The organism is Rhodococcus sp. NPDC059234 (genome assembly GCF_042754225.1).
In the GTDB taxonomy this organism is placed as follows: Bacteria; Actinomycetota; Actinomycetes; order Mycobacteriales; family Mycobacteriaceae; genus Rhodococcus_G.
The window spans coordinates 107216-131043 of record NZ_JBHZAH010000001.1; the positions used below are offsets into that span (position 1 = coordinate 107216).

A 23828-nucleotide genomic window follows, 5' to 3' on the forward strand; every position below is an offset into this window, starting at 1 on the left:
GAAACGGGCCGACGGCTCCGGCAGTCGGCAGGAGGGGGCACGGCGTCCACGGTTCCGTCGGTGGGGGTCGAGGAGGAGTTCCTGCTCGTCGATCCGGAGAGCGGCGAGCCGTGCATGCGGAACGTCGCTGTCGCGTCGACCGCCGCGAATCTCGGCGCCGATCTCCAGTTGGAACTTTCCCAGTGTCAGGTCGAGACCAATTCGGCGGTGTGCACAGACGCCCGAGCGTTGCGGGCGTTACGAATCGGTGGTGGCGACGATGGTCGACTCGGGCCTGGTCCTCGACGAGCGAATGGTCTATTGGGACGTTCGACCGTCGTGTCACCTTCCCACCGTCGAGGTCAGGGTGTGCGACGTACAGCAGACGGTCGACGAGGCCGTCCTGCTGGCCACGCTGATTCGGGCCCTGGTTATGACCGCACTGCGGTCGATTGCAGGCGGCAACGGGCCCCCGGTTGCACGGTTCGAGATTCTGCAGGCGGCAAACTGGCTCGCGGCCCGAGACGGATTGCGCGGCCAGGGAATCGACCCACGCAGCGCGCGCTCCGTCTCCGCCGCCAGCCTGCTGGACATGCTCGTCGGCCACTGCCGTGATTCCCTATACGAACTCGGCGACTACCACTGGGTTCGGACCATGCTGGACCGTCAGCTCGAGCACGGCAACGGCGCGATCTGGCAGCGCGACGCGCTGCGGCGATACCGGGACCCGAGGCAGCTCGTGCTGCTGCTGGCGAAACGAACCCTCGAGGACAATGCACATCTGTCCCAGGAGGAACAGTTGTGACGACTTGAACAGGAGCCGAAATGGACACCACCACCACGATCATCTGGATCGTTGTTGCTGTCGTCGTCGTTGTCGTGGCTGTCGCACCCGTCTGGGTGCTGGCACGCCGGCGCACCCAACAACGACGCGACGAGGCGACGACCATTCGTGACAAGGCGACGGAGCAGTCGTTCAAGGTCGGGCAGCGTGAAGCACTGGCCGACGAGACGGCGGCCAAGGCGCGCGTGGCGGCCGCGGAGGCGGACGCGAAGTCGGCCGAGGCGAAGCGACTGCAGGAACGGGCCGCCGAGCGGAGCAATGACGCTTCCACGGCGAGGGAAGAGCTGAACCAGGAATGGGATCGCGCGGACAAGGTCGATCCGGACCACGACTCGAACACTCCCAGCGGCACAAACGAACACGACGGCGGGCCGCATCCGGGCGGCGACCGATAGCCGGACGGCAGACCGGTCGCGGCTACTGCGTCGCGGCGGTCGAGTCGTCGTCGGGCCCGATCATCGCCCGCGAATCTGCCAGGGGAGGACCAGCCAGAAGTACGCGAACATCAACGCCGTCACCGCCCCGGCGACGGTCGCGACGCTCGGGTTCACGACTGCAGCGGCGATGAGCGTCACCACGCCGGTCATCGCAAGGCCGAGGAGCACGAGGCCCGTCAGTGCGAACCGGTGCGCGGTGGCCACGATCGTGCGCAGCTTGCGCTGCCGGAACAGGATTCGATGCATCCCGACCGGCGCGATGAGCAGCCGAGCACATGACGGTCGCCAGGTACGCGCCGCGTTCGACCGACGACAGTTCATCGAAGCGTGGCTGGAACGGCAGGATCAGCAGGAATCCGGTGAGGAGTTGACGCCGGTCTGGGCAACCCGCAGTTCCTGCAAGATGCTCGTCCAGTTGCGGTCGAGGCGTTCGGTCTCGGTCTCGTTCCGCTCGCGCCGATGCCACTCCGCGTCGAGCTCGGGATGGCCGACGGGGATCGAGCGTGTCTCGTCGACCGCCGGCTCCGTGCGGTGGCCACGAACTCGGCCGGACATGGTCACTCGTCGTCAGTCGTCCCGGACCTCGAGAGGAAGGGCGGGTTCGGGCGCATTTCCGGCGAACGCGATGTGACCGCCGAGCGCGCCAGCGGCCCCTGCCGCGCCGAGTCCGAGCACGCTCAGCAGGCCGGCACGGAATCCGGGTGATGCCTTGCGTCGCCGGTAGGACGCGAGCATCAGCAGCGCCGCGACGGTGTTTCCGGCTGCATGAATCAACCCGGCCCGCCGTTGAGCCGCGTCGCGCAGGGACCAGTCCGCCCAACCGGTCGCCAGCGCGGGCGGCACCGTGACCAGGCCGAACCCGATCATCCGGCGGGCCGCGACGTGATCGCGAAAAACGATGTCCAGCACCAGGGAGCTCGTCCATGCGCCGAGCGGGGCGGTGACCGTCATCGGATGCACGGGATGTCCCAGCCAGGCGCCACGCAGGATGCCTGCGATCGGACGGTCGTCGACTCCACGCTGGATGCGGTCGCGCAGCGCATCGCCGACCGGATCGAGCGCTGCAACCGACTCGGCGCGTCCCAGTGCGCTTCGAATACTCATGACGAGGGCGTACCCGTGTCGGGGCCCGGCGAAACTTCCAGCGGGCTGCGAGACCGCCTGCTTTCCGGTCGGAGCGCCCCGGTTGGACCTAGTGATTGCGTAGTCGCCTTGCCTGCGGAGATCCGCGGAGCGCGCCTGGTCCTTCAGGTGGGGGTCCGATCCCATCCTCGGCACTGTTGCCCTCCCTCGGCGTCGCGTCGCCCGAGTGGACCGCTGCATCGGTCCTGCGAGATGTTCCCAGTGGCGCACCGGCCGAAACGGGCCAGAACCGTCGCCGACACAGGGGTCAACTGTTGGGGCGTGACCCCGTTCGAGGCATCGGGACGGACCAGCGGAGCGTGGTCCCCTCGAGGGGCGTGCTGTCGACGGTGATCGTCCCGTCGGCGGCGATGGCCCGGGCCTCGAGGTTGGCGAGGCCCCGGCGGCGTGCGTCCGGCGGTACGCCCCGACCGTTGTCGCAGACCTCGATCGTCAGATTGTCGTCGACGGCGACCGAGATGGTCACGGTCGTCGCGTCGGCGTGCCTGACGACGTTGCACAGCGCCTCGCGGAGCACGGCTTCGGCATGATCCGCGATCCACGGCGGGACTACGGAGAGTGGACCCGACGTGTGCAACGTGGTCCGGAGACCGGAGTCGGCCGTGACGTCCGCGGTCACCTGGTGCAGTCGCCGTCGCAGCCGTGTGGTCCCCTCCTGTCCGCCGTGGAGGTCGAATATTGCGGTTCGGATGTCCTGCACGATCTCCTGGAGGTCGTCCACCGTGTCGGAAAGTCGTTGCTGAACCTCCGGAGACCTCGCGCGCTGCAGGCTCCCCTGAACTGACAGTCCCACGGCGAACAGGCGCTGAATGACGTGGTCGTGCAGGTCACGTGCGATTCGATCGCGATCGGCGAGTACGTCGAGTTCGCGCATCTGCCGTTGCGTGTTCGCGAGCCGGAGCGCCACTGCGGCGTGGTCGGCAAACGCAGACACCAGCGACTGCTGCTCGCTGCTGAACGGTTCGCGGCCGGCGTTGCGAAGGCACACCAGCACACCGGACACCGTGTGTGCTGCCCGCAACGGCAGCGCGAGTGCCGCGCCCGTCAGGTCTGCCTCACGGAGGCCGGGGTCGAAGGTCAGTCGATCGACGTGAACTGGCTTTCGGTTGCGGAAGGCCTCGCCCGAGGTCGATCCCTGGAGTGGAATCCGGTGGCCGATGATGGTGGGCGGTGCTGATCCGGCGGCCACACTCACCACCAACTCCGTCAGTGAGTCCTGCTCGGCGTCCGGGTCGTCGGGCACGGCCAGGAAGGTGCAGTCCGAATCCGTCAGTTCCAGGATCTTGCTCGCGACCAGCTGGAGAACGTCGGTCGGCTCACCGCCGGCGAGGAGGGCCACGGCGATCTGGCGGGTCGCCTCGTCCCAGGCCTGCTTGTTCCGAGACCGCTCGTAGAGGCGGGCATTCTCGATGGCGACACCCGCCGCCGCCGCGAGCGCCTCGACGACGACTTCGTCGTCGGCACTGAACTGCTGCCCGTCGGCCTTCTCGGTGAGGTACAGGTTGCCGAACACCTCGTCGTGGATCTGGACGGGCACGCCGAGGAAGGTTCGCATCGGTGGATGACCTTCGGGGAACCCGACCGATTCCGGATGGGTCGACAGGTCGTCCAGGCGTATCGGCTTCGGTTCGGCGATGAGGACACCGAGCACTCCGCGGCCGCGGGGCAGCGCACCTATCTGCTTGCGCGTCTTCTCGTCGATGCCCTCGTAGACGAACGCGGTCAGTTCGTCGCGGGGCCCACGGACTCCGAGCGCACCGTATCGTGCGTCGACCAGGCTGATGGCGGCGTGCACGATGGTGCGTAGCGTGCGGTCGAGATCGAGGCCGGAGGCCACGGCCAGAACTGCACCGAGCAGCGCGTCGACCTGATCGCGCGAATGGATGATCTCGTGGATTCGGTCCTGCAGGCCGACGAGCGGTTCCCGCAACCTGAGCTGGGACGGTGATTCCCGAATCTCGGCGGAGTCCTGCCCCTCGGCATCAGAATCGCGGCCGACCATGGTGGAGTCTCCTACCGTCGGTCACTGTCTCGGTATCCGCCCGGTCAATGTGCTCGGGGCTCCATCTTCGTGGCAAGGACGGCCGCCTGAGTGCGGCGTTCTACGCCGAGCTTGGTGAGCAGGCGCGAGACGTAGTTCTTGACGGTCTTCTCGGCCAAGTACATTCGTGCTGCGATCTGCCTGTTGGTGAGCCCCTCGCCGAGAAGCTCGAGCAGCGTCCGTTCCTGGTCCGAGAGCTCGGAGAAGGGTCCCGAGTCAGGACGTTCACCTGCTCGCAACCTCGCCATCAGTGCGGCGGCGGCCTGACTGTCGAGCATGGACTTGCCTGTTCCGACCTCGTGCACTGCCCTGGTCAACTCGAACCCCTTGATGTCTTTGACGACATATCCACTTGCACCCGCGAGGATCGCGTCGAGGATGGCCTCCTCGTCGGTGAAGGAGGTCAGGATCAGGCAGTGGAGTGTGGGTAGACGGGACATGAGTTCGCGACAGAGCTCGATCCCATTGCCGTCCGGCAGACGAACATCGAGGACCGCGACGTCAGGTCGCAGGGCCGGAATGCGGGCGAGCGCGTGCGAGCAGGTTCCGGCCTCACCGACTATCTGGAGTTCGGGGTCGGACTCGAGCAGGTCGACCAAGCCTCGGCGCACCACTTCGTGGTCGTCCACCAGAAAGACCTTGATCATGCGGCAACCTCCGTGCCCGTGACTGCAGCCAGTCCCACCGTACGTCAGATTCAGCTGTGGCGGCGCAGAGAACGAGCCCACCGGACGCGGGTACTCGGAGCAGCCGGAGTCGAGTGCATGGTCGAGATCTCGACCATGCCGAAGGTGATCGCGGAGGCGGAGTCTCCCGGACACACGGCGTCGAGACGGGAGATGCAGTTCGAGATCGGTCGGTGTGTCCTCGTCACCCGAGTGACAGCACCTCCGAACTCGGGCGACGTGGTGTTTCGCTCAGCCGGACAGGTCCGGGTACCGTCCCGAGTCGGACGAGGACCTGTGGGTAGCCGACGTCGGGAGCGAGCTCGCGGATCATCTCGCGGCTGCCCTCGATCTCGGTGAGGTGGGTCAACGGGCAGGTGGAGTTTCCGAGCGCGGTCGCCTCGAGTAGGACCGCTGACAATGCCTCGCCGCAGCACGCCCAGTCGGTGGGGCGGTCGGTTGCGGTACTCAGCATCATGACGGTGGATTCGTCGACGCCTCGACTCGGTTCCGCACCGGCCTGGGCACGGATCGGGAGCACCCGTCCCGCCGACACCAGGGTGTCGTCGGATCCGGTGGCGAGGGCGTCCGGCGGTATCCCCTCGAACGGAAATGATTGACCTGCCCACCAATTGAGTTCGGCTTGGTACGGCGATTCGGAGTGGCGGCTCGACGAACTCGTCCCCGACGCCGCGGCCGGTTCGGGACGAACCTCGGGCGGCAGGACGGTGGCGGTCGCCGAGTAGCGTCCTGCGGCCCCTCGCAGGACGTCGAACAAGTCCGGGGTTCCGACCGCGGGGGCGAAGGGCCTGGGGTCGGTCCGCCGGTGCCTGATGGCCGTCAGCAAGTCGAAATCGTGTGAACGAGGCACGGCATCCCGCCGGAATCGCACCGAGGCCACCAGATGGGGCAGGGTTGGCTCGGGCAGGAGTTCGACGGCTGCGCGCCAGCGAAGGGGCAGAAGTGCCACCTGCAGGTGGTGCAGCGCCGCACCACAGCTGATGAAGAGCTGACGCCCCGAGGGATCGGCCGAGGCGAGCAGCCGAGTCCGGTCGCCGTGCAGATCGAGCCGGCCGTCGTTGTAGAGCCAGCGCCATGGCTGGGTGTTGTGCACCGACGGTGCCCGGCAGGCCAAGTCGACGGCGATCCGGACCACGTTGGCGACCGGAACGGTGGTGTCCATGCCGCCTCCTCACAGCTGGTCGGCGTCGGCCTCGCTCGGATCGCACACTTCAGTCTCGTGCGGCGGTCTTGCCGGCGATAGTGCCGATGGTCACCTGTCCTCCCGGGCCATCCCGGCAGGTCCAGTGGGTGCCATCGCGGATGGCCTCCTGTCCGATGACCACTGGCCGTGCCGGTGGGACGTTCGTCTCTACTCGGGAACGAGCTGGTCGAAAACAATGACGTTGGACCCGAAATCGGTTGTCGAAGAGAAGCATGCCCACCCGTCGAATGCGAGGAGAGCGACATGAGTGCCAACCCCCCGATAGTCGTCGGAGTCGACGGCTCGAGGTCTTCCAACGACGCGGTCTGGTGGGCGGCGGAGAACGCAGTCCGCCGGGGCGCCCCGCTTCACCTGGTCGCCACCCTGTTCGTCGCGGGTACGTACGGAGTACCGATCGGTCTGCCTCCGGCGTACTTCGACGATCAAGAAGTCGAAGGAAAGAGACGTCTGTCGGGAGCAACCGACCTGGCTCGGGAGGCGGCGTCGGGAAATCCGTTGTCGATCGAGTCGGAACTGGTGTCGGGTCAGCCGAGCCGGGTGTTGCTCGAGCGCGCCCGAGGGGCCCGGATGGTGGTCGTCGGGTCTCGCGGTCTCGGCGAAGTCACCGGCGGGCTGCTCGGGTCGGTCAGCACGCCAGTCGCCGCCCACGCAGGGTGCCCGGTGGCCGTCATCCGGGCGATCGCTGACCCCGAAGGCGCCGCTGGTGGCCCGGTCGTCGTGGGGGTGGACGGCACAGAGAACAGCGAACCGGCGATCGCTGAGGCCTTTCTCGAGGCGTCGCTGCGCGGCGTCGAACTGATCGCGGTACACGCATGGTCGGATGTGAACCTCTCGAACCTTCTCACGAACGAGCGGTCTCTCGACTGGACGTCCATTCGTGCGCGCGAAGAGGCGTCACTGGCCGAGTGCCTCGCGGGGTTCGGTGAGAACTTCCCGGACGTCGCGGTCCGCCGCGTCGTGGTGCAGGACCGCGGACTGCAGGCTCTGATCGAATTCTCCAAACAGTCGCAACTGGTGGTCGTCGGAAGCCGTGGTCGCGGCGGTTTCGCCAGCCTGCTGCTCGGGTCCACGAGCAGGGCGCTGCTGCACTCGGTTACCAGCCCGCTGATGATCGTGCGCCGCCCTGAGCAGTGAATCATGCTGGCTCTCGAAACTCCGCACGCGCAATTGCGGCCGGCGAGGAGGCGGTCCTGGCGGAGCGGGTGGCAGGATGGAAGGAGCGGTTCCCCGGTGTGCCGATCGGGCGGTACCGGGGACGGCGCCGTGTGGTCGGACGCGGAGGCGACGGATGCCCCAGGTAGGCAAGGCGAGGTCGACGGCGACGATCTGTGGGCATCCGTTTGCGGCGGTGCTGTTCGACTTGGACGGAGTCGTCACCGATACGGCCAGCCTCCACGCAGCCGCCTGGAAATGCATGTTCGACAGCTTTCTCGAGGGCCGGGGCTCCGATCAATTGTTCACTCCCGAGGACTACCGCCGTTGCGTCGACGGACGCGAGCGGTCGGATGGCGTCAGCACGTTCCTGCGGTCGCGGGGGATTGACCTTCCGCCGGGGACCCGATCGGATCCGGCGTCAGCGGACAGTGTCTGTGGACTCGGCGCTCGCAAGGATGCGTTGTTCCGCCGACTCCTCACTACCGAAGGGGTGCCCATCCTTGCCGGAACGGTCGACGTGCTCCGCCGGCTCCGGACGGCGGGCGTTCCGACGGCGGTCGTCAGTGCAAGCCGCAACGCCGCGCGGGTGCTCGAGGCGGCAGGACTGATCGACGAGTTCGATGTCCGCGTCGACGGTATCGACGCTGAGCGTTCGGGATTGCCGGGGAAACCGGATGCCGCAACTTTTCTGGAGGCCGCCAGGCGACTCGGGGTGAAGCCGGATCGTGCTGTTGTGGTGGAAGATTCGGTGGCCGGAGTTCGCGCGGCCAGCGCTGGTGGCTTCGGGCTCGTGGTCGGGCTCGCCGCCGATCGCGTGGGTGCGGAGCTGAGTGAGAGCGGCGCCGACGTCGTGGTGAACGATCTGGCGGACCTCGACGTCGGGGTCGCGACGGACACGCCCGAGTAGGCGAGGCTTGCGAGGGTGGACGGCTGTCGGGCATCCGTTCGTGGGTGCCGTCGTCCGGGAGGCGGACGGTCATGGGCACTCGCGGTAGACGAGTATCGAACAGCGTCCGTGATAGATCAGGGACTGGCTGGTCGAGCCGAGCACCGCGCCCTCGACCTGGCCGCGGCCACGGCTGCCGACTACCACCAACTGGGCGTGCGTACTCAGGGTGGTCAGGACCGCCTGCGGGCTTCCCTGAGTCAGAAGGGCGTCGACGCGAACTCCCGGAAGCGCTGTCTGCCAGCGCTCCGAACGCCCACGGATCTCCTCCTCGAATTCGTCCACCGCGGCAGCTTCCCGACGCGCGTGCGGATCCGGGCGGAAGGCGTACTCCGCTCGGACCGCCAACACGTGCGTGGCCCTCGTCCGCGCCTCATGGATCCCCGCGCCGATGAGCGCGTCGTCGAGGTGGGTGCCGCTCACACCGACGACCACGGGTCGGGGACGCCGCGTCGTCGGTAGCTCCTGGCAGGTGTCACGAATGAGCACGATGGGGCACTGCGCCTGCGCGGCCAGGGCCGCGGCGGTGGAACCGAGCAGCATCCGGGGAAAGAACCCGACGCCAGTCGAACCCACCACCAGCATCGTGGCGGACTCGGATTGTGCGAGAAGGACGGAGCTCGGCTGCCCGACGGCCACGATGGTCTGAACCTCGAGGTGGTTGCCCGTCTGTGCGACGGCGGCGGCGACCGACAGTGCTTGCTGCGCATGACGCGTGTCGAGGTCGGAGTGACTGCGTGTTCGCTCGTAGTCGGGGACGACACACACGAGGCGGAGCCCTGTGTGGCGGGCGGCGGCTTCGGTCACCGCCCACCTCGTTGCCTGCATCGCGCTGTCGGATCCGTCGACCCCGACGACGACGGGTGCTGCGGAGTGCGGGTCGTAAGTCATCGTGCTCCGATCGCGCCGAGCCGGCGAGGACCGTCAGTCGCGGTGCTGAACGCTCACGTGTCCGGACCGCGGAGTGCGGTCGAACGCATGCGGTACTCGTCGTCGTCGATCTCTCCCTTGGCGAATCGCTCGGCGAGTATTTGCTGCGCGGAGTGGTGGGGCGACGGTGGTTCGTTCTGGTGGTGGCTGTGATTGAGGGACCGGATCAGCACCACGACCGCCACGATCAGCAGTGCGAGGAACACCAGCAGCCACGCAGCCATGAACGCGTACATCCAGCCGCTCGCATTGTGATCGCTCCAGTACATGTCCATGAGCTGCACCCGAATCTCGTTGTCGACCAGTGTTCGTCGCCCTGACGCTGCCGCATCCCGATCGCGTCAGGGAGTCTGTGGCAATCGTGCGCTCGACGGGCGTGCGTGGACAGAGTCCTTCTTCCCTAGGTTGTGGTGCGCTTGTCACCGGGTGCTGCGGTGTCGAGGATCTGGCACGGCAAGGACCCGGTGGCTGTCGACGGCGTCTCAGCGGGGGTGGCCTTCGATTGCCGCGAACACGTCGCGCCACGAGACCATCCCGACCGGATGGCCGGCCGACACCACGGGGACTGCCCGCAGTTGCGTCCGCAGCATCACCTCGATCACCGACGGGATCGAGGTGTCCTGCGCGACGGAAACCGGAGGGACGACGAACTGCGACGGAATCGGGGTGGGATCGGACGTCGTTGTTTCGGCAGGTGCGGTGATCGTCAGGAGACCGGACAGGTAGGCCTCGGCGAGGGAGTCCTCGGTGAGAACCCCGGTCAGGCGTCCGTCGTCGTCGACGACGGGCAGTGTGGTGTAGCCGTGGCTCAGTAGGATCTGCACGGCTTCGGGCAGGGTGGCCGCGTCGGTCACGGCCAGCACGGGACGGCTCATCACGTCGGACGCCCGCATGACCACCCACGGCCGGTCGGAGTGGGAGATGCGCGAGTTGGGGGCAGACATACGGTCACCTCCTCCGGCCCGAGGATTGCACCCCGGCTGGCCCGCCACCACGGTCGATGTGCCCGAGCGAGAGGGACATTGGTCACCGTGGTCTCCGCTACGCGCAGATCGGGGCTTCCGGCGTTCGACTCGGGGACCTTCGGCCGTGTTCGACGTTGCCGAGTGCGGCAACGCTGGGAGGAGCGAGCACTTGTGAGCCGGAGCGTGACGACGTGACCAAGCAGAACGACCCGTACCTGACTCAGACCGATCTGTTGTCGTGGCGGATGGAGCGGGATCCGGTGTTGCGTTCGACGATCGTGGCCGTCGCACTGCTCGACCGGGCCCCGGACTGGGGCGGGTTCGTCCGGATGATGGAGCGGGGCACGTCGGTTGTGCCGAACTTTCGGAACAAGGTGCTGAGCTCGTCGTTCGGGCTCTCACCACCGCGCTGGGTCGTCGACCCGGACTTCGATCTGTCCTGGCACCTCAGGCGCGCGATCGTGCCGTCGCCTGGCGGAATCGGCGCTGTCCTGGACCTTGCCCGGACGGCCGGGATGACCGCTTTCGACAAGGACCGGCCACTGTGGGAGTTCACCGTCCTCGAAGGGCTGCCCGACGGTAGGGCCGCCCTCGTGATGAAGGTCCACCACGCGTTGACGGACGGGGTGGGGGGAATGCAGATCGCAAACGAGATCGTCGACTTTTCGCGTTCGGGTACCGACCGGGGACCCGATCCGCAGGCGGTGCCCGCGGAGGGTGGGGGACAGCGGTCTCCGTCGAGGACCGGGTTGTGGTCGCTCCACACCGGCATGCGACTTCTCAGTCGAGCCTCATCTGCCCCGGTCGGGATGTCGCGGGCCCTCACGACCCCGATCGCTACGGCGCGCCGGGTGGCGGCGGTGACCGGCTCCGTAGCCCGATTCACCAGGCCGGTGACCAAGACGTTGTCGCCGATCATGGTCGAGCGGAGCACCCGCCGACAATTCGCCGTGGTCGACGTCCCGCTCGACGATCTCCGCCGGGCGGCCGGCGCGTGCCACTGCACGATGAACGACGCGTTTCTGGCGGCCGTGTTGCTCGGGTTGAAGCGCTACCACGCCGTCCACGGCGCCGAAGCCTGCGAGTTGAGCGTGACGCTTCCGATGAGCTTGCGTGTCGACTCGGATCCGTTGGGCGGAAACCGGATCACCCTCGCCCGATTCACGCTGCCGCTGGTCGAGTCGGATCCCGGCGAACTCGTGCGCGTCGTGGGAAGAACGGTAGCCACGTGGCGCGACGAGCCCGCCGTCGGGCATTCGTCCTCGATCGCGGCGGTGCTCAATCTGCTCCCGGCTTCGATCCTGGGAACCATGCTCAAGCATGTCGACTTCGTCGCCTCGGACGTCCCTGGTCCGACGGTTCCGCTGTATCTCGCGGGCGCGAAGATCTGCGAGTACTACGCCTTCAGTCCCACGCTCGGCGCGGCATTCAACACGACATTGTTGTCGTACTCGGGCCGTTGCTTCATCGGGATCAACGTGGATTGCGCGGCCGTGCCGGACGTTTCGATCCTGGTGCGGTCCCTGGCCGGCGGTCTTCGGACTGTCGGTGAACTCGGTACCTCCGACAGTCCGTCCGCTAGCCGGTGAGGTGGGCCGGTCGTTGGGTGGCGGTCTCGATGTCCTCGATCGTTGCCTCGATCAGCTGATGCGCCAGGTCTGCGAGCGCCCGGGCCACGGCCAGCTCGTCGCCGATCGCCGGCACGTCGCAGTCCTTCGGATCCCGTTTGGCGAGGCCAGTTCCGGTCAACGTGGGCTTGTCGGCGGCGTTGAGCATCGCGACCGCTCGAGTCCGGTTCTGGTGCTCGTCGACGACGACCTCCACGGACCATCGCACCTCATTCATCGCCTGTCTCCTGTTCGGCCTTGGTTCTTCAGCTGGGAGTCACGGAGTGAGCGGCTCCTCTGTCTCGACCCGCGTGACACCGCCGACCGTGCGCGTGAGTGCCTGCACCACTCGCTTCTCGGCCTCGTCGGCGAAATGGCCGGCTACGACAACGCGGCCGTCCGTGGCGTCCACGGACCACTGGCGGGTGCTGCCGGCGTAATCGTCGAGGAGAGCGCGGACCTTGGAGGCGATCACGTCGTCGTCCCGGACCATCGTCCGCAGCAGATCTCGCCTGGACACAACCCCGACGAGTAGACCGGCTTCCACCACCGGGATGGACCTGAGATGCTCACGGAGCAGGCGTTCGGCGACAACACCGACCTCGACCGCTGGGCCGACGACCGCCGCCGGCGTCGTCATTGCGGACTTGACGAGTGCCCCGCGGTCGGCGAGCTCTCCGCGCATCGAGTCGGACTCCGACAGGATCCCCACCACATGGCCCAAGTCGTCCACCACGGGAAGGCTGGACACACACCGGTCGGTCAGCAGCGCGACCGCCTCCCGTAGTCCGGTGTCGGGGCGGACCGTAACCACCGGGCGGGTCAACACATCGCGCACTCGCACCTCGGACCTGCGCTCTCGTCGTCGATCCCGACTCACGAGTGCTTCGCATCGCCGAGGCACCGCTTGTCGGCCGGGTACCTCCAGTCTCCCGGCTCGGTACCCGGCGGTGAAGGGTCGGTGGTCATCGCGGGAATAGACCATGGTCGTCGGCTCGCCGTCCGCTGCGGGCCGATCGAACGATGCTCGGGTGGACCACGGCGGCGCCATCGTGGTCGATCGCGTCGGTGCCGGAAATCGCCTGAGGGCTCGAGGACTTTTTGCCCTACCGGGCTCCACCGGGCGGGGCGACAATGGGGGCGTTGCGAGGTCGTGGAGGTCCCGCCGTGGACGCTGTCGAGAGGAATGCCCCGGTAATCGTCGGTGTCGACGGGTCCGCCACTTCGTACGCCGCTGTCAGCTGGGCCGCTCGAGAAGCCCAGCTCCACGGGTGCGCGCTGCACATTGTCTCCGCTCTCGGCGCGCTCACCCCGGGCGGGAGCGGAATCCGCCTGCCGCTGAGCTATTTCGCCGACCGGGATCGTGCGGTCCACGCCCATCTCGACGAGGCAGCCGCGATCGCCCGCAGCACGCACACCGAGACGTCCAAGACGGAAGTCGTCACCGACGTGCTCGACGGACCGGAGCGACCGGCCCTGCTCGAGGCGTCGAAGCATGCCCGGATGATCGTCGTCGGTAGCCGCGGATTGGGTCAGATCACTGCTGCGCTCGCCGGATCGGTCGCCGTTGCGCTCGCGGCACACGCCCACAGCCCCGTCGTCGTCATCCGCGGACATGCCGGGCAGACCTCTGGCACGGGCGACGTGTTTGTCGGCGTGGACGGCACCGAGAACAGCCGCCCAGCGCTCTCGGCGGCATTCGAGGAGGCCTCCGTGCGTGCGACCGGCCTGGTCGCGGTCCACACGTGGACGCAGTTCGCCATGTCCACGGCCCTCGACGATCAGCTGGATCTCGCGTGGGACGAGGTCGAAGTGGCGGAACAGGCGGTTCTCGCCGAGAGCCTCGCCGGCTGGTCGGGGCGCTACCCGGGGACGCCGGTGACGCGGACCGTGATCCAGGGCAATTCGGCCAAGGAACTTCGGGGTCGGGCGGCCGGCGCGGAGCTACTGGTGGTCGGCAGCCACGGCCGCGGTGGATTCGCGGGCATGCTGATCGGCTCGACAAGCACCGTGCTGCTGCATACCGCAGAGTGTCCGCTGATGATCGTCCGGTCGGACCGAAGGAACGGGGTTGGACGTCAGCGGCCGGACGTCGCCCCGCACCGAGACGGGAACTGAAACGATGACGACGGGAGACCCCGTGCCGATCACGCCAGATCGTGGCTTCGACCCGGACACCGAACCACGACCGCTGCCGCTCCACGTGGCGGCACCGCGCCTGGTCCGCTGCGTTGCGCGGACAGCGCGCCTGCTCGCGCACCGCCGACTCCACCAACCGACCGGGCACACCGGCCGGAGGATGACCTTCGCAGACGGCACCACCGGCATCGTCTACCGGGAGACCGTCGCGAGCGGTGACCCGCCGGCGCAGCCCGTGGTCCTCGTCGTGATGTTCCGACTGCGCGGTGTCCGCGGCCGCGGACACGCCCTGTTCCGGGCGGAAAGTCTGCTCAACACACCCCTCTTCGCAGGCTTTCCCGGATTCGTCTCGAAGCTCTGGCTCACGGCCGACGAGGAGGGCCGGTACCGGGGGTTCTATCAGTGGGACGGCGCCCGGTCAGCGGACGACTACGTCCGCGCCCTGTGGTGGGTTCTCGCCCTGGTGAGCGATCGCGCCTCGATCCGCTATCGCGTGCTGCCGGACCTGCGCCGCGACGACGTCCTCGCGGGCGCGGCGGCGGGAGAGCGCACCGGTCCGACCGATGCGGCGTGGTGGCGGCTGGCACTGATCGGGCCGTCGACGGCTAGCCCAGGCTGACGGTGCATCCCGGCCGCAGTTCGACGACCTGGTCACGGCACATGATCTCGATCGGCGGCTGGTTCCCGGCTCCGGCGCTGACCTCGACCCGCCTCCCACTGACCGTCAACCACAGCTGGTGGCCGCGGTACGAGATCGGAAACTCCAGCGTGCCAAGCGTTTCCGGCCAGTGTGGACCGAGGACCAGCCGATCGCCGCGGGTCTCGAGTCCGGTGAAGCACCGTTGAAGCAGGTCGATGCTGCCGGCCATCGCTGCCAGGTGGATGCCCTCTGCCGTCGTCCCGCCCTGGACGTCGGTGATGTCGGATGCGAGCACCCGCTCGAAGTGCTGCATCGCCTGGTCGCGGTGACCGCGTGCGAGCACCCATGAATGCACGACCGCGCTCAGTGTCGAGCCGTGCGAGGTGCGGGCGAGGTAGTAGTCGATGGTCCGTGGGATGGCGTCGGGTTCGAGTCGGTAGTCCAGTCTCCCGAGGAGATCTCGCAGTTCGTCGGCGGAGAGGAGGTAGAACAGCATCACCACGTCCGCCTGTTTGGACGCGCGATATCGGTTGACGTCATCGCCTTCGGCCTCGAGGATGCGGTCGAGTCTCTGGACGTCGCCGTATCGCTCCCGGTAGCTCTCCCAGTCGAGTTCGGTCAAGTCCCCGTAGCCCTCGAACTGGCTGATCACCTGGTCGTGGAAGGGGACGAACATGCGGCGGCTGACGTCCGCCCACCGGGCCATCTCCGGTGCGTCCAGGTGGAGGGTGTCGACGAGATACGAACGGTTCGCGGCGGGAACGGCGTCGAGCGCCTCGAGGGCACGAAGAATCACCCACACCGCCATGACGTTGGTGTAGGCATTGTTGTCTATCCCGTCGTAGGGGGCGTCGGGGTAGCCGGAATGGAACTCGTCCGGCCCCACGACGCCGCGGATCACGTAGCGCCCCCGCGCCCGGTCGTACGATGCGCGACTGGCGAAGAAGCGGGCTGTCTCCACCAGTATTTCGGCGCCGAAGTGACCGAGGAATTCGACGTCGCCGGTGACCTGGTAGTACTGCCACACGTTGTACGCGACGGCGATGCCGATGTGGTGTTGTCGCCAGCTGGGGTCCGGAAGCCACCGCCCGGACCTCGGATTGAGATGGAGCTGCTGGCTTTCCTCGCGGCCGTCACTGCCCGACTGCCACGGGAACATCGCGCCCCGGTAGCCGGCCGCGCTCGCGGCCCGGCGGGCTTCGGGGAGGCGTCGATAGCGGTAGTGCAGCAGCGACCGCGTCAGTGCCGGCACCCGCAGATTCAACACCGGGAAGACGAAGAGTTCGTCCCAGAAGATGTGGCCCCGGTACGCCTCGCCGTGCAATCCGCGGGCCGGGACCCCCACGTCCAGGTCGGCCGTGTTCCGGGAGACGGTCTGCAGCAGGTGCAGCAGATGGAACCGTGTGATCCGGGAAGCGTCCTCGTAGTCCGAGATGTCGATGCGTACCCGGTCCCACAGGTGTTCCCACGCCAGGACGTGACAATCGAGGAGTTCCTCGAACCGACCCAGACCCGACAACCATCGGGTGGCCTCGTCCCCGGGGGCGGAGACTGCGTGATCACGCCCGGTGAAGAGGGTCACCGTCTTCTCCACCGTGACGGCATGCCCCGCCTGGACGTCCACGGTGATGTCGTGACCGATGCTCCCGCCGGTGTCGAACGACCGGTACCGGCAGTCGCAGGGTTCACCACCGCGCCAGACCGTGGTCCGTGCGGCCACTGCCACCGGGATGCGGGACTGATTCGTCTGCATGGTGAGCAGGACCGAGTCGGGCGGCTGCTCGGCGGCGTCGACGCGGTCGAGGTGGTCGCCGGCGAGGTCGCGATATCGGTCGACGAGGCTGTTGCGTACCGAGCCGTCGAGCGCCGAGCGGAACTGGACCGTACCGGACCAGTCGTCCGCCACGAGTGTCGTCTGCAGTGTGCAGACGTGCGGGAGATGCATTGCGACGAAACGCCGTTGGACGACCGTCGTCGTCCGTCCCGCCTGGTCGCGATACCGGAACCGTCTGGTGAGCACCGCACGGCGCAGGTTCAGCACCTGGCGGTAGTCGAGGAGTTCGACCGAATCGACGTCGAACCACGGTCCGTCGCCGATTCGGAAGGTGGTCGGGAGCCAGTTGGGCGCGTTCACCAGGCTCTCGTTCGAGATGGCGATGCCGGAACGTTCCTCGTGCAGACGGTTGTAGAGGCCGGCGACGTAGGTGCCGGGGTAGTGCCGCGGTCCGGCCGCGGATTCGGGCGCGCACCCGCGGCTGGCGAAGTACCCGTTCCCCACCGTGCAGATCGCCTCGCGCAGTTTCTCTGTCGCGGGGTCGTAGCCGTCGAAGTCGAGGATCCAGCCCCCGCCCCGGGACGGGTCCGCCGGGTCCCGGTCGACGGTGTTGATCAAGCGCTCGAGTAGATCGCAGACCTGGGCCGGGCCGTCCACCACGAACTGTGCCGCCGACCGCCGGTCTTCGGACTCCGGATCCCGGACGACGATGCCGATCCCGTCCGGCGACACCGCGTCGAAGGCGTCCTCGTCGGTGAGGTCGTCGCCGACGTAGATCGGGAGCACCGCCCCCGCATCGACGTGCTCGAGCATCCACCGAAGCGCCCGCCCCTTGTCCCAGTCGACGTCGGGGCGCAGTTCGATCACCTTTCGGCCGCCCGTGACCCGAAGCGCTTCCTCCGGGCCTCCGACGGCGAACACCGCGGCCGAGACCTGGTCGATCTGCTGGGCTGCCACGTTCCGGTAGTGGACGGCCACGGCGAACCGTTTGTGTTCGACCAGGGCACCCGGAATGTGCTGCAGACGCTCCGTCAGGGCTCGGGCCACCCGGTCGAGCACCGGGATCGCGGCGAGAGCATCGGGATTCTCGTACCTCTGGCCGGCGGGCCCGACGAGTTCGAAACCGTGGCTTCCCGCGTACCAGATCCTCGGCAGGCCGATCCTTGTCCGAAGGTCCCCGAGGTCGCGCCCGCTGATCACGGCCACGGGGCATTCGGCGGCCAACCGGGTCAGGGCGGCGGCCGCGCCGTCGACGAGAACCGCGGCCGCCGGGTCCGGCACGATGTCGGCCAGCGTGCCGTCGAAATCGAGGAAGACGGCGGGCCTGCGCACGCGTAGCTGTGCGGTCAGCTCATGGTGAGCCGCGAGGGCACCGGGGACGTCACCGAGTCGTCGGTCGCCGGCACGGAGTTCGATCTCGGAGGCGTCCTTCACCACCACGTCTGCGCCCGCACGCAACAGCTCGTCGGCCCGGCCCGCCTGGTCAACGGCTATGACCAGCGCGAAGCCGGCGCGCTTCGCCTGCGCGGCGGCGTCCTCTCTGGAGGTGACGAGCACTGCCCCGGTGAGGGGAGCGCCGAGCCGGACCAGGGCTTCCTGCGGCGCCGCGTCGTCGACCCGAACCTGGAACCACCGTCCGATTCCCGCGGTCTCGATCAGGTCCAGTGCTCGGCCGTACGTGAACACCGCGCACCGGACATCCGATCTGCACAGTCGCTCCGCCAGCCCGACAGCCGGTTCGACACTCCGCACCCCGTCAGCGGTGTCCACCACCACGTCGAGGCCGAAGACGACGGTGTTGTGGTGGCGGAGGTCGATGATCGGCCGGGCCACGTCGTCAGCATCCATGACGCGCGTTCATGCTCTCGCGGGCGTCACTGTTGCTGCGCGAGCGAGTGTCCCCACTGTTCGGCCCGAGCCTCTTCGCCGTCCTCGAGGCGTGACTCCTTGTCGACCAGGAAGCTCTCCGATTCCGCGACGAGCTCGAATCCCAGGTGCCGTAGCTTCTTCCCGATCCCCTTCGACGCCCTTCCGGTCAGGAACGCCGGCGCGTCCGCGCGGGTGTCGAACGCGGCAGCGCGGCCGTGGGCGGGCGGGAGCGAGGAGAGCCACTCCCGGACACCGTCGCTCACCGCATCCGGTTCCAGTGTCACCGTGCTGTCGGGTTTGTCGGCCGTCTTCTCCGCATCGCGGCGCGTCGACGCGCGACTGACCCCGTGTACATGTGTCGGACCGCCGACGACAACCAGGTCGTATCCGGACAGGTCCTCCTCGCGGGCGTGCGACGCGGGGACGGCCTTGGCCTCACCGGAGGCGGCGAAACCCCGGGCGATTGCTTCCGCCACGTGACGGGTGTTTCCGAACATCGACTCGTAGACCACCAGCGTGCGCATGACGCTTCCTCCTGTGCTGCACAAGCTCTCCTCCAGCCGGTCGCCACGACATCGTGCGGCGGCGACGCGCGGTGACCGGTGCCGAATGAGCCGGCTTCATGTCAACGGGATGTGCTTCTGCCTGCCATAGAACCCTCCCGCCCGGGCTCCGTCTAGGGTCCACCGTCACTTGTCGAGTCCGAATCCGGCGCACTCGACCTGGGACGTTTGCTGTCCCAATTCGGTCCTCCCGTCGGATCACGAGGTTCACCGAGTCACTCACGAGAGGGCCGCACACGACCGGCCGCACACCCCCGGGCTACACCGCCGCATCCGTACCGGAATCAACCTTCGATCGGCCACCGGATTCACCGCGTTTCTCGCCTGTTCTGCACCGTCGCTGGGCAATCAGGATCGCCGTGCCGACTGTTCGGGCGCATCGTGGTGTCGGGCGGCGGCCGAGCTCCGATCGAGTGTGCAGGTTCCGGCCACGGTGTGGCAGCGGCGTTGCTGCGGTGTACCCAAGACCCGGACCCGGATTCGTCCACGTTCTGGGGTGGCGGGTCGGGAATCCCGGTGGCTTCGAGTGCGCCGGCGGAGCCGTAGGTGATGCACGTGTCGTTGTTGGTCACATCCCCCGATGTGATTGACATATCACGTATGTCCCCTAACGTAGCAGTCATGGCCAACGCAGTGCAGGTGTCCGGCGGAAAGGACGGTGACACGCCGCGTGACCGTCGCTCACCCGCTGGTGACGGTGTCTGGCTGTCGCCGTCACAGCAACGCGTGTGGGTGGCGTACATGCGTGTGCAATTGCGCATGAACTACGAGATCAACCGCCAGTTGCAACTCGACAGCGGTCTTTCGCTGGCCGACTACCACGTGCTCAATGCGTTGAGCACTGCCCCGGAACGCAAGCTTCAGATCACCGACCTGGCGACGGTGATCGGGTGGGAACGCAGTCGGCTCTCGCACCACCTTCGGCGAATGTGCGAACGTGGCCTCACCGATCGGGTTCAGTCGGAGGACGACGGCAGGGCGACCGACGCGGTGTTGACCGAGCGCGGCATGGCCGCGATCGTCGAGGCGGCGCCCGGTCATGTCGCGCTTGTCCGGGACTTGTTCTTTGATCCGTTGCCTGAAGAGCTGGTGGCTCCTTTCACTGCGGCGCTGGAGCACATCCAGGCGAGTCTGAACCGCAGTTCTTCGTTGCCGCCCCCGCCCGTGTGATCGTCACCGACGAATCGCTCGGCACTGCCGGGGGAGGGGCGGAAACTCCGCGTTCGGCGCACCGATCGTGACGTTTCCGCGGTCCAGACCGTGCATCCACCGTCACCTGGTCCAGACCCTGCGTCCACTGTCACCCGGCCCTGCCCCGTCTCGATCGTATCGGCCGTGCATCAATCACGATCCGGACCCCTGACGGATCCCGGTGACGATCGTGTAGAGCTCGGCGATGACTCCGTCCTCGATGCGAGCAATGTCCATGCCGGTTACCGCTGGTTGGCCGGCGGGCCCGTACTCGAAGCCAAGGTGACCGATGTCGTCGAGACCCGACGCGTCGCCTACGGGCCGGAAGACCCAGTCCGGGTTCTCCGCGCGTAGGTCCTCGGCTCGCCGTTCGAAGTCCCTGCGTCCCCGAACAATACGGTCCGGTTCGTGCCACACCACATCGTCGGAATAGTTCTTCGCGATGACCGTGGCCCGCCGGGTCGGATCGGGTTCGTTGAACACCTCGAGAAGGTTGGCTCGCATGAGATCGGCAGGAAGTGTGACCATGGTGACTCCTCTTGTGTTGTGCGGGTCGTCGCTCCGCTGCGATGCCGCCGTCGCTCATGGGCGCAGCACCAACTTGCCGCGGGTGTGTCGCCGTTCGACTTCCCGGAACGCGTCCCGCACATCATCGAGCGCGAACACCCCGGCGATCGGCACATCCAATTGGCCTTGTGCGATGAGGTCGGCCAACTCGGCGACCACCGCGGCAGTCGAGGCATCCGCTCCGCCGGCCGACAAGACCCTGAACCGCTCCACGGCAGCGAAATCGGCGATGGTGTCGACCCTGTCGGTCGGCACTTCGAGGTCCTCGACTGCCATGGCGACGTATCCACCCCCGAAGAAGTCCAGCAGAGCGTCGATGCGCCCGGACGGCGATGCGGCGCGCAGCCGAGCGGGCAGGTCGTCACCGTAGTTGACCGGGATCGCGCCGTGGTCGGCGAGCCAGGCGTCGTTGGACGGTCCGGCGATGCCCAGGACCGTGGCGCCGGCCCGTTGGGCAAGTTGAACCGCGATCGAACCGACGCCGCCGGCCGCACCTGCGATCGCTACCGTCTCTCCGGGTGCGAGGCGGACCGCTTGCACCGCGCCGTATGCGGTGGCGCCCGCGACGTACAGTGAGCCCGCCACCTCCCAGGACACTGCTGACGGCTTCGCTGTCAACTGGTCAGCCGGGACGGTCACGTAGTCGGCGTGGCTGGATCGGCGCATGGAGAACCCCATCACCTCGTCACCGACGGCGAAATCGCTGACGCCGGAACCGAGTTCAGTCACCACCCCTGCCAGGTCGCTGCCCTGGCCGGACGGAAAGGTTGCGGGAAACATCTCCCGCACGGCACCCGAGCGAATCGCCGCCTCGCTGATGTTGATGCCGGCCGCCCTGACCTCGACCAGTACCTCGCCGGCCTCGGGAACAGGGCGGGGGACTTCACGCACCTCGAGGACGTCGATGCCGCCGTACGAGTCGAACTGCACTGCTCTAGACATCTCGCTGGTCATGTGTTGTTCCTTCCCTGGTGTTGTCGTTGACCAGGCCCTGGGTGGTGCGCGAGTGTCTGCATCAGCCCGGTGCGGTCGGCGCATTCGCGAGAGGGCCGTCCCACACCCGTCGGTGGCCCTGATATTGAACAATCGCGAGGTCTGGGAAGACGCAGTGTTGCTCTGGCCGCCACTGTTCATCGGGCCTGTCGGCGGCATCGTCAGGCGCGCAGTGGTTTCAAGGCGCCCGCCCAGTTCTCCAGCTGGGTGAACATGGCGTCGGCGGCGTCGTCGTGACGGGCAGCCGGGGTGAAGGAGGTGAAATTCTCGAAGTCGTTGAACAGCGAGAAGGCCAGCTGTTGACGGACCGTTGCCATCTGCAGTTCTGCGCAGATGAGGCGAAGGTGTTCGACGGCGCGTGTGCCGCTGAGCGAGCCGTAGCCGACCAGTGCTGCGGCCTTGTTCTGCCACTCCGCGTAGAGGTAGTCCAGTGCGTTCTTCAGCGCCGCGGATGTCGAGTGGTTGTACTCGGGACTGACGAAGACGAAGCCGTCGAAAGGGGCGATGGTAGCGGCCCACGCCTTGGTATGCGCATTTTGATACTGCCCGAAGCTCGGGGGCATGGCTTCGTCGAACAGCGGCAAGGGGTGGGCTGTCAGGTCGACGATGTCGTAACGCGCACCCGGTCGTCCCGCGGCCCTGTCGAGAACCCAGTCGGCAACCATGCGGGAGTGGCGGCCGGGGCGCGTGCTGCCGGCGACGATAGCGATCTTCAGGTCCGTCATGACGGCCTCTCTGCGGGACCGCGTGCGTCTCATCTGTTCGCGCTGGCAAGAAGACTGCGGCACGCGGCTTCGCTGCGTTTGGGATCGGCGCGAAACCCTCGAGTGCTGCCAGAATAGCAAGGCATTGCGTGACATATCAAGTATTCTTCGGGATGGACGGAGGTCGCTGCCGGTCGGCGGCAGTCTGATGGCAGACGTCGTGACGGGGCGCTTTCTTGCCACTTCAGAGGCAGTTGTCGGCTGACCCGCCAAAGGGTGACCGCCGGGCAGGTCGAGATCTTCTGGGAGCGCTAGTTTGGTGGTCTGGTCGCACGCGGAAGTGCTCGCACAGTGCGCCGAATCGCGGTGCTTTGCGTCAAAGGCAAGTCCTGGAGTGGCCGGTAGCTGCTTTTCGCAGTCGACCCCAACTTCGGCACTGTGACCCCACCCGAGCTGGCTCGCCGACGTCACCGACGGGGACCGTCATGCGTGAACGGCGAAAGCGGATGACTTCCAAAGGACTCGGATGGGACACTGTTAGTCCCAGCCCGGCGCACTACAGGACCGCCTCACAATCACCACTTGGAGGTAGCGATGGACATCGTCGTTCTGATCGGCCGAATTCTCTTCTCCGCGTTGTTCCTCTTCTCTGCGGTCGGCCACCTGTCCCAGTCAAAGGCGATGGCGCAATACGCCGCGAGCAAGGGCCTGCCGATGCCGCAGCTCTCTGTCCTGGTCTCCGGGGTGGTCCTTGTGCTCGGCGCGCTGAGCGTGCTCCTCGGCGTCTGGGCTGACCTCGGCTCTCTGTTGCTGGTCGCCTTCCTCGTCCCGACGGCGGCGCTGATGCACAACTTCTGGGCCGAGACCGATCCGCAAGCCCGGCAGATGGAGATGGTCCAGTTCAACAAGGACATCGCGCTGGCGGGTGCGGCCCTCATGCTGTTCGCATTCTTCGCCCACAACGGAGAACTCGGGCTGACGATCACCGGGCCGCTGTTCACGATCTCCTGACGCAGAAATGTCCGCCGCGCTTGCCGGCTGTGGCGGTGGGCTGCCGTGTCAGTGCCACGCCGTCGAATGCTGCGGTTGTTCAGGGAGGGCACTCGAACGAACCTGGGCCGGTCTCTGGTCTCCCCAGGCGGCACCGTCATCCCGCCCACCCGATCCGGCGGTCATCGACTTCTGCGCCGCGAAGGCAGCGCTCATCAACTTCTGCACGTCGCTGTCGAAAGAAATTGCTTCCCAGTGGATTCGGGTGAACACCGTCAGTCCCGGACCGGTGACGACCGCGTTGTGGACCGGCGCCGAGGGTGTCGCCGCCACCGTGTCCCGAGCGAGCGGGATCGCCGCCCAGGACGTCATCGACCACACGGTCGCGAGCACCGAGACCGGCCGCTTACCAGCCCGCAGGAGGTCGCCGATCTCGTCGTGTTCCTGGCCTCGTCCCGGGC

At 67.4% G+C, this 23828-nt stretch carries 23 protein-coding genes and 2 pseudogenes; 10 read left to right on the forward strand and 15 right to left on the reverse strand.

Features of this window, described 5'->3' with window-relative positions:
• Nucleotides 1-114: 114 nt before the first annotated feature.
• Nucleotides 115-784: pseudogene (locus tag ACFXGJ_RS00410) on the forward strand (glutamate-cysteine ligase family protein).
• A gap of 20 nt (nucleotides 785-804) precedes the next feature.
• Nucleotides 805-1218, forward strand: coding sequence for a hypothetical protein (locus ACFXGJ_RS00415; protein WP_378615309.1), 414 nt, complete (start codon nucleotides 805-807; stop codon nucleotides 1216-1218).
• Nucleotides 1219-1278: 60 nt separating this feature from the next.
• Here the strand turns inward: ACFXGJ_RS00415 and ACFXGJ_RS00420 are convergent.
• The 5 genes and pseudogenes from ACFXGJ_RS00420 to ACFXGJ_RS00440 form a co-directional block, all read right to left on the reverse strand.
• Nucleotides 1279-1758 (reverse strand): annotated as a pseudogene (locus ACFXGJ_RS00420) (DUF6328 family protein).
• 69 nt (nucleotides 1759-1827) lie between these two features.
• Nucleotides 1828-2364 carry a DUF2231 domain-containing protein gene (locus ACFXGJ_RS00425; RefSeq protein ID WP_378615311.1) on the reverse strand — a complete coding sequence of 179 codons (537 nt, stop codon included), beginning with the start codon at nucleotides 2362-2364 and terminating at the stop codon, nucleotides 1828-1830.
• Between the two features lie 286 nt (nucleotides 2365-2650).
• Nucleotides 2651-4405: a GAF domain-containing protein gene (locus ACFXGJ_RS00430; protein WP_378615313.1), complete on the reverse strand. Its 1755-nt coding sequence runs from the start codon at nucleotides 4403-4405 to the stop codon at nucleotides 2651-2653.
• Nucleotides 4406-4449: 44 nt separating this feature from the next.
• Nucleotides 4450-5091 (reverse strand): response regulator, encoded by a 642-nt coding sequence (locus ACFXGJ_RS00435; RefSeq protein WP_378615315.1) that lies wholly within the window; start codon nucleotides 5089-5091, stop codon nucleotides 4450-4452.
• Between the two features lie 223 nt (nucleotides 5092-5314).
• A complete protein-coding gene (locus ACFXGJ_RS00440) occupies nucleotides 5315-6292 on the reverse strand; it encodes an Acg family FMN-binding oxidoreductase (protein ID WP_378615317.1) in 978 nt (325 codons plus the stop codon).
• Nucleotides 6293-6577: 285 nt separating this feature from the next.
• On the opposite strand from ACFXGJ_RS00440, the gene ACFXGJ_RS00445 reads away from it, so the two are divergent.
• The gene (locus ACFXGJ_RS00445) at nucleotides 6578-7468 is read left to right on the forward strand and encodes a universal stress protein (RefSeq protein ID WP_378615319.1); all 891 of its coding nucleotides are present in this window, start codon (nucleotides 6578-6580) and stop codon (nucleotides 7466-7468) included.
• A gap of 154 nt (nucleotides 7469-7622) precedes the next feature.
• Nucleotides 7623-8396 (forward strand): HAD family hydrolase, encoded by a 774-nt coding sequence (locus ACFXGJ_RS00450; RefSeq protein WP_378615321.1) that lies wholly within the window; start codon nucleotides 7623-7625, stop codon nucleotides 8394-8396.
• A gap of 69 nt (nucleotides 8397-8465) precedes the next feature.
• On the opposite strand, the gene ACFXGJ_RS00455 is transcribed toward ACFXGJ_RS00450, so the two are convergent.
• The 3 genes from ACFXGJ_RS00455 to ACFXGJ_RS00465 form a co-directional block, all read right to left on the reverse strand.
• On the reverse strand, nucleotides 8466-9326 hold the full coding sequence (locus tag ACFXGJ_RS00455) for a universal stress protein (protein WP_378615323.1): 861 nt from the start codon (nucleotides 9324-9326) through the stop codon (nucleotides 8466-8468).
• A 53-nt stretch (nucleotides 9327-9379) separates the two neighbouring features.
• Nucleotides 9380-9649 (reverse strand): SHOCT domain-containing protein, encoded by a 270-nt coding sequence (locus ACFXGJ_RS00460; protein WP_378615324.1) that lies wholly within the window; start codon nucleotides 9647-9649, stop codon nucleotides 9380-9382.
• Nucleotides 9650-9847: 198 nt separating this feature from the next.
• Nucleotides 9848-10309: an HPP family protein gene (locus ACFXGJ_RS00465; RefSeq protein WP_378615325.1), complete on the reverse strand. Its 462-nt coding sequence runs from the start codon at nucleotides 10307-10309 to the stop codon at nucleotides 9848-9850.
• 212 nt (nucleotides 10310-10521) lie between these two features.
• Between ACFXGJ_RS00465 and ACFXGJ_RS00470 the strand changes: the two genes are divergently transcribed.
• The gene (locus ACFXGJ_RS00470) at nucleotides 10522-11919 is read left to right on the forward strand and encodes a wax ester/triacylglycerol synthase domain-containing protein (protein ID WP_378615326.1); all 1398 of its coding nucleotides are present in this window, start codon (nucleotides 10522-10524) and stop codon (nucleotides 11917-11919) included.
• Here ACFXGJ_RS00470 and ACFXGJ_RS00475 read toward each other — a convergent pair.
• Both ACFXGJ_RS00475 and ACFXGJ_RS00480 read right to left on the reverse strand, forming a co-directional pair.
• Nucleotides 11909-12175 carry a DUF1876 domain-containing protein gene (locus ACFXGJ_RS00475; RefSeq protein ID WP_378615327.1) on the reverse strand — a complete coding sequence of 89 codons (267 nt, stop codon included), beginning with the start codon at nucleotides 12173-12175 and terminating at the stop codon, nucleotides 11909-11911. The two genes, ACFXGJ_RS00470 and ACFXGJ_RS00475, sit on opposite strands and share 11 nt — an antisense overlap.
• A 39-nt stretch (nucleotides 12176-12214) precedes the next feature.
• Nucleotides 12215-12775, reverse strand: coding sequence for a CBS domain-containing protein (locus ACFXGJ_RS00480; protein ID WP_378615328.1), 561 nt, complete (start codon nucleotides 12773-12775; stop codon nucleotides 12215-12217).
• Nucleotides 12776-13104: 329 nt separating this feature from the next.
• On the opposite strand from ACFXGJ_RS00480, the gene ACFXGJ_RS00485 reads away from it, so the two are divergent.
• Entirely contained in the window at nucleotides 13105-14055 is a 951-nt protein-coding gene (locus tag ACFXGJ_RS00485; RefSeq protein ID WP_378615329.1) for a universal stress protein, read from the forward strand.
• Between the two features lie 181 nt (nucleotides 14056-14236).
• Complete coding sequence (locus ACFXGJ_RS00490) at nucleotides 14237-14695, forward strand: hypothetical protein (RefSeq protein ID WP_378615330.1); 459 nt, start codon at nucleotides 14237-14239, stop codon at nucleotides 14693-14695.
• On the opposite strand, the gene otsB is transcribed toward ACFXGJ_RS00490, so the two are convergent.
• Both otsB and ACFXGJ_RS00500 read right to left on the reverse strand, forming a co-directional pair.
• The gene (otsB, locus tag ACFXGJ_RS00495) at nucleotides 14682-18338 is read right to left on the reverse strand and encodes a trehalose-phosphatase (RefSeq protein ID WP_378615332.1); all 3657 of its coding nucleotides are present in this window, start codon (nucleotides 18336-18338) and stop codon (nucleotides 14682-14684) included. The genes ACFXGJ_RS00490 and otsB overlap by 14 nt on opposite strands.
• 26 nt (nucleotides 18339-18364) lie before the next feature.
• Nucleotides 18365-18883 (reverse strand): flavodoxin family protein, encoded by a 519-nt coding sequence (locus ACFXGJ_RS00500; RefSeq protein ID WP_378615334.1) that lies wholly within the window; start codon nucleotides 18881-18883, stop codon nucleotides 18365-18367.
• A 660-nt stretch (nucleotides 18884-19543) separates the two neighbouring features.
• Here ACFXGJ_RS00500 and ACFXGJ_RS00505 point away from each other — a divergent pair.
• A complete protein-coding gene (locus tag ACFXGJ_RS00505; RefSeq protein ID WP_378615336.1) occupies nucleotides 19544-20092 on the forward strand; it encodes a MarR family winged helix-turn-helix transcriptional regulator in 549 nt (182 codons plus the stop codon).
• Between the two features lie 174 nt (nucleotides 20093-20266).
• Here ACFXGJ_RS00505 and ACFXGJ_RS00510 read toward each other — a convergent pair whose 3' ends face one another.
• The 3 genes from ACFXGJ_RS00510 to ACFXGJ_RS00520 all read right to left on the reverse strand — a co-directional run bounded on the left by ACFXGJ_RS00510 (nucleotide 20267) and on the right by ACFXGJ_RS00520 (nucleotide 22398).
• On the reverse strand, nucleotides 20267-20641 hold the full coding sequence (locus tag ACFXGJ_RS00510; RefSeq protein ID WP_378615338.1) for a nuclear transport factor 2 family protein: 375 nt from the start codon (nucleotides 20639-20641) through the stop codon (nucleotides 20267-20269).
• 54 nt (nucleotides 20642-20695) lie between these two features.
• On the reverse strand, nucleotides 20696-21622 hold the full coding sequence (locus tag ACFXGJ_RS00515; RefSeq protein ID WP_378615352.1) for an NADP-dependent oxidoreductase: 927 nt from the start codon (nucleotides 21620-21622) through the stop codon (nucleotides 20696-20698).
• Nucleotides 21623-21834: 212 nt separating this feature from the next.
• Nucleotides 21835-22398 (reverse strand): NADPH-dependent FMN reductase, encoded by a 564-nt coding sequence (locus tag ACFXGJ_RS00520; RefSeq protein ID WP_378615340.1) that lies wholly within the window; start codon nucleotides 22396-22398, stop codon nucleotides 21835-21837.
• Between the two features lie 573 nt (nucleotides 22399-22971).
• On the opposite strand from ACFXGJ_RS00520, the gene ACFXGJ_RS00525 reads away from it, so the two are divergent.
• Nucleotides 22972-23388 (forward strand): DoxX family protein, encoded by a 417-nt coding sequence (locus ACFXGJ_RS00525; RefSeq protein WP_378615342.1) that lies wholly within the window; start codon nucleotides 22972-22974, stop codon nucleotides 23386-23388.
• 7 nt (nucleotides 23389-23395) lie between these two features.
• A partial coding sequence (locus ACFXGJ_RS00530; protein WP_378615344.1) for an SDR family oxidoreductase occupies nucleotides 23396-23828 on the forward strand: 433 nt, incomplete at its 3' end.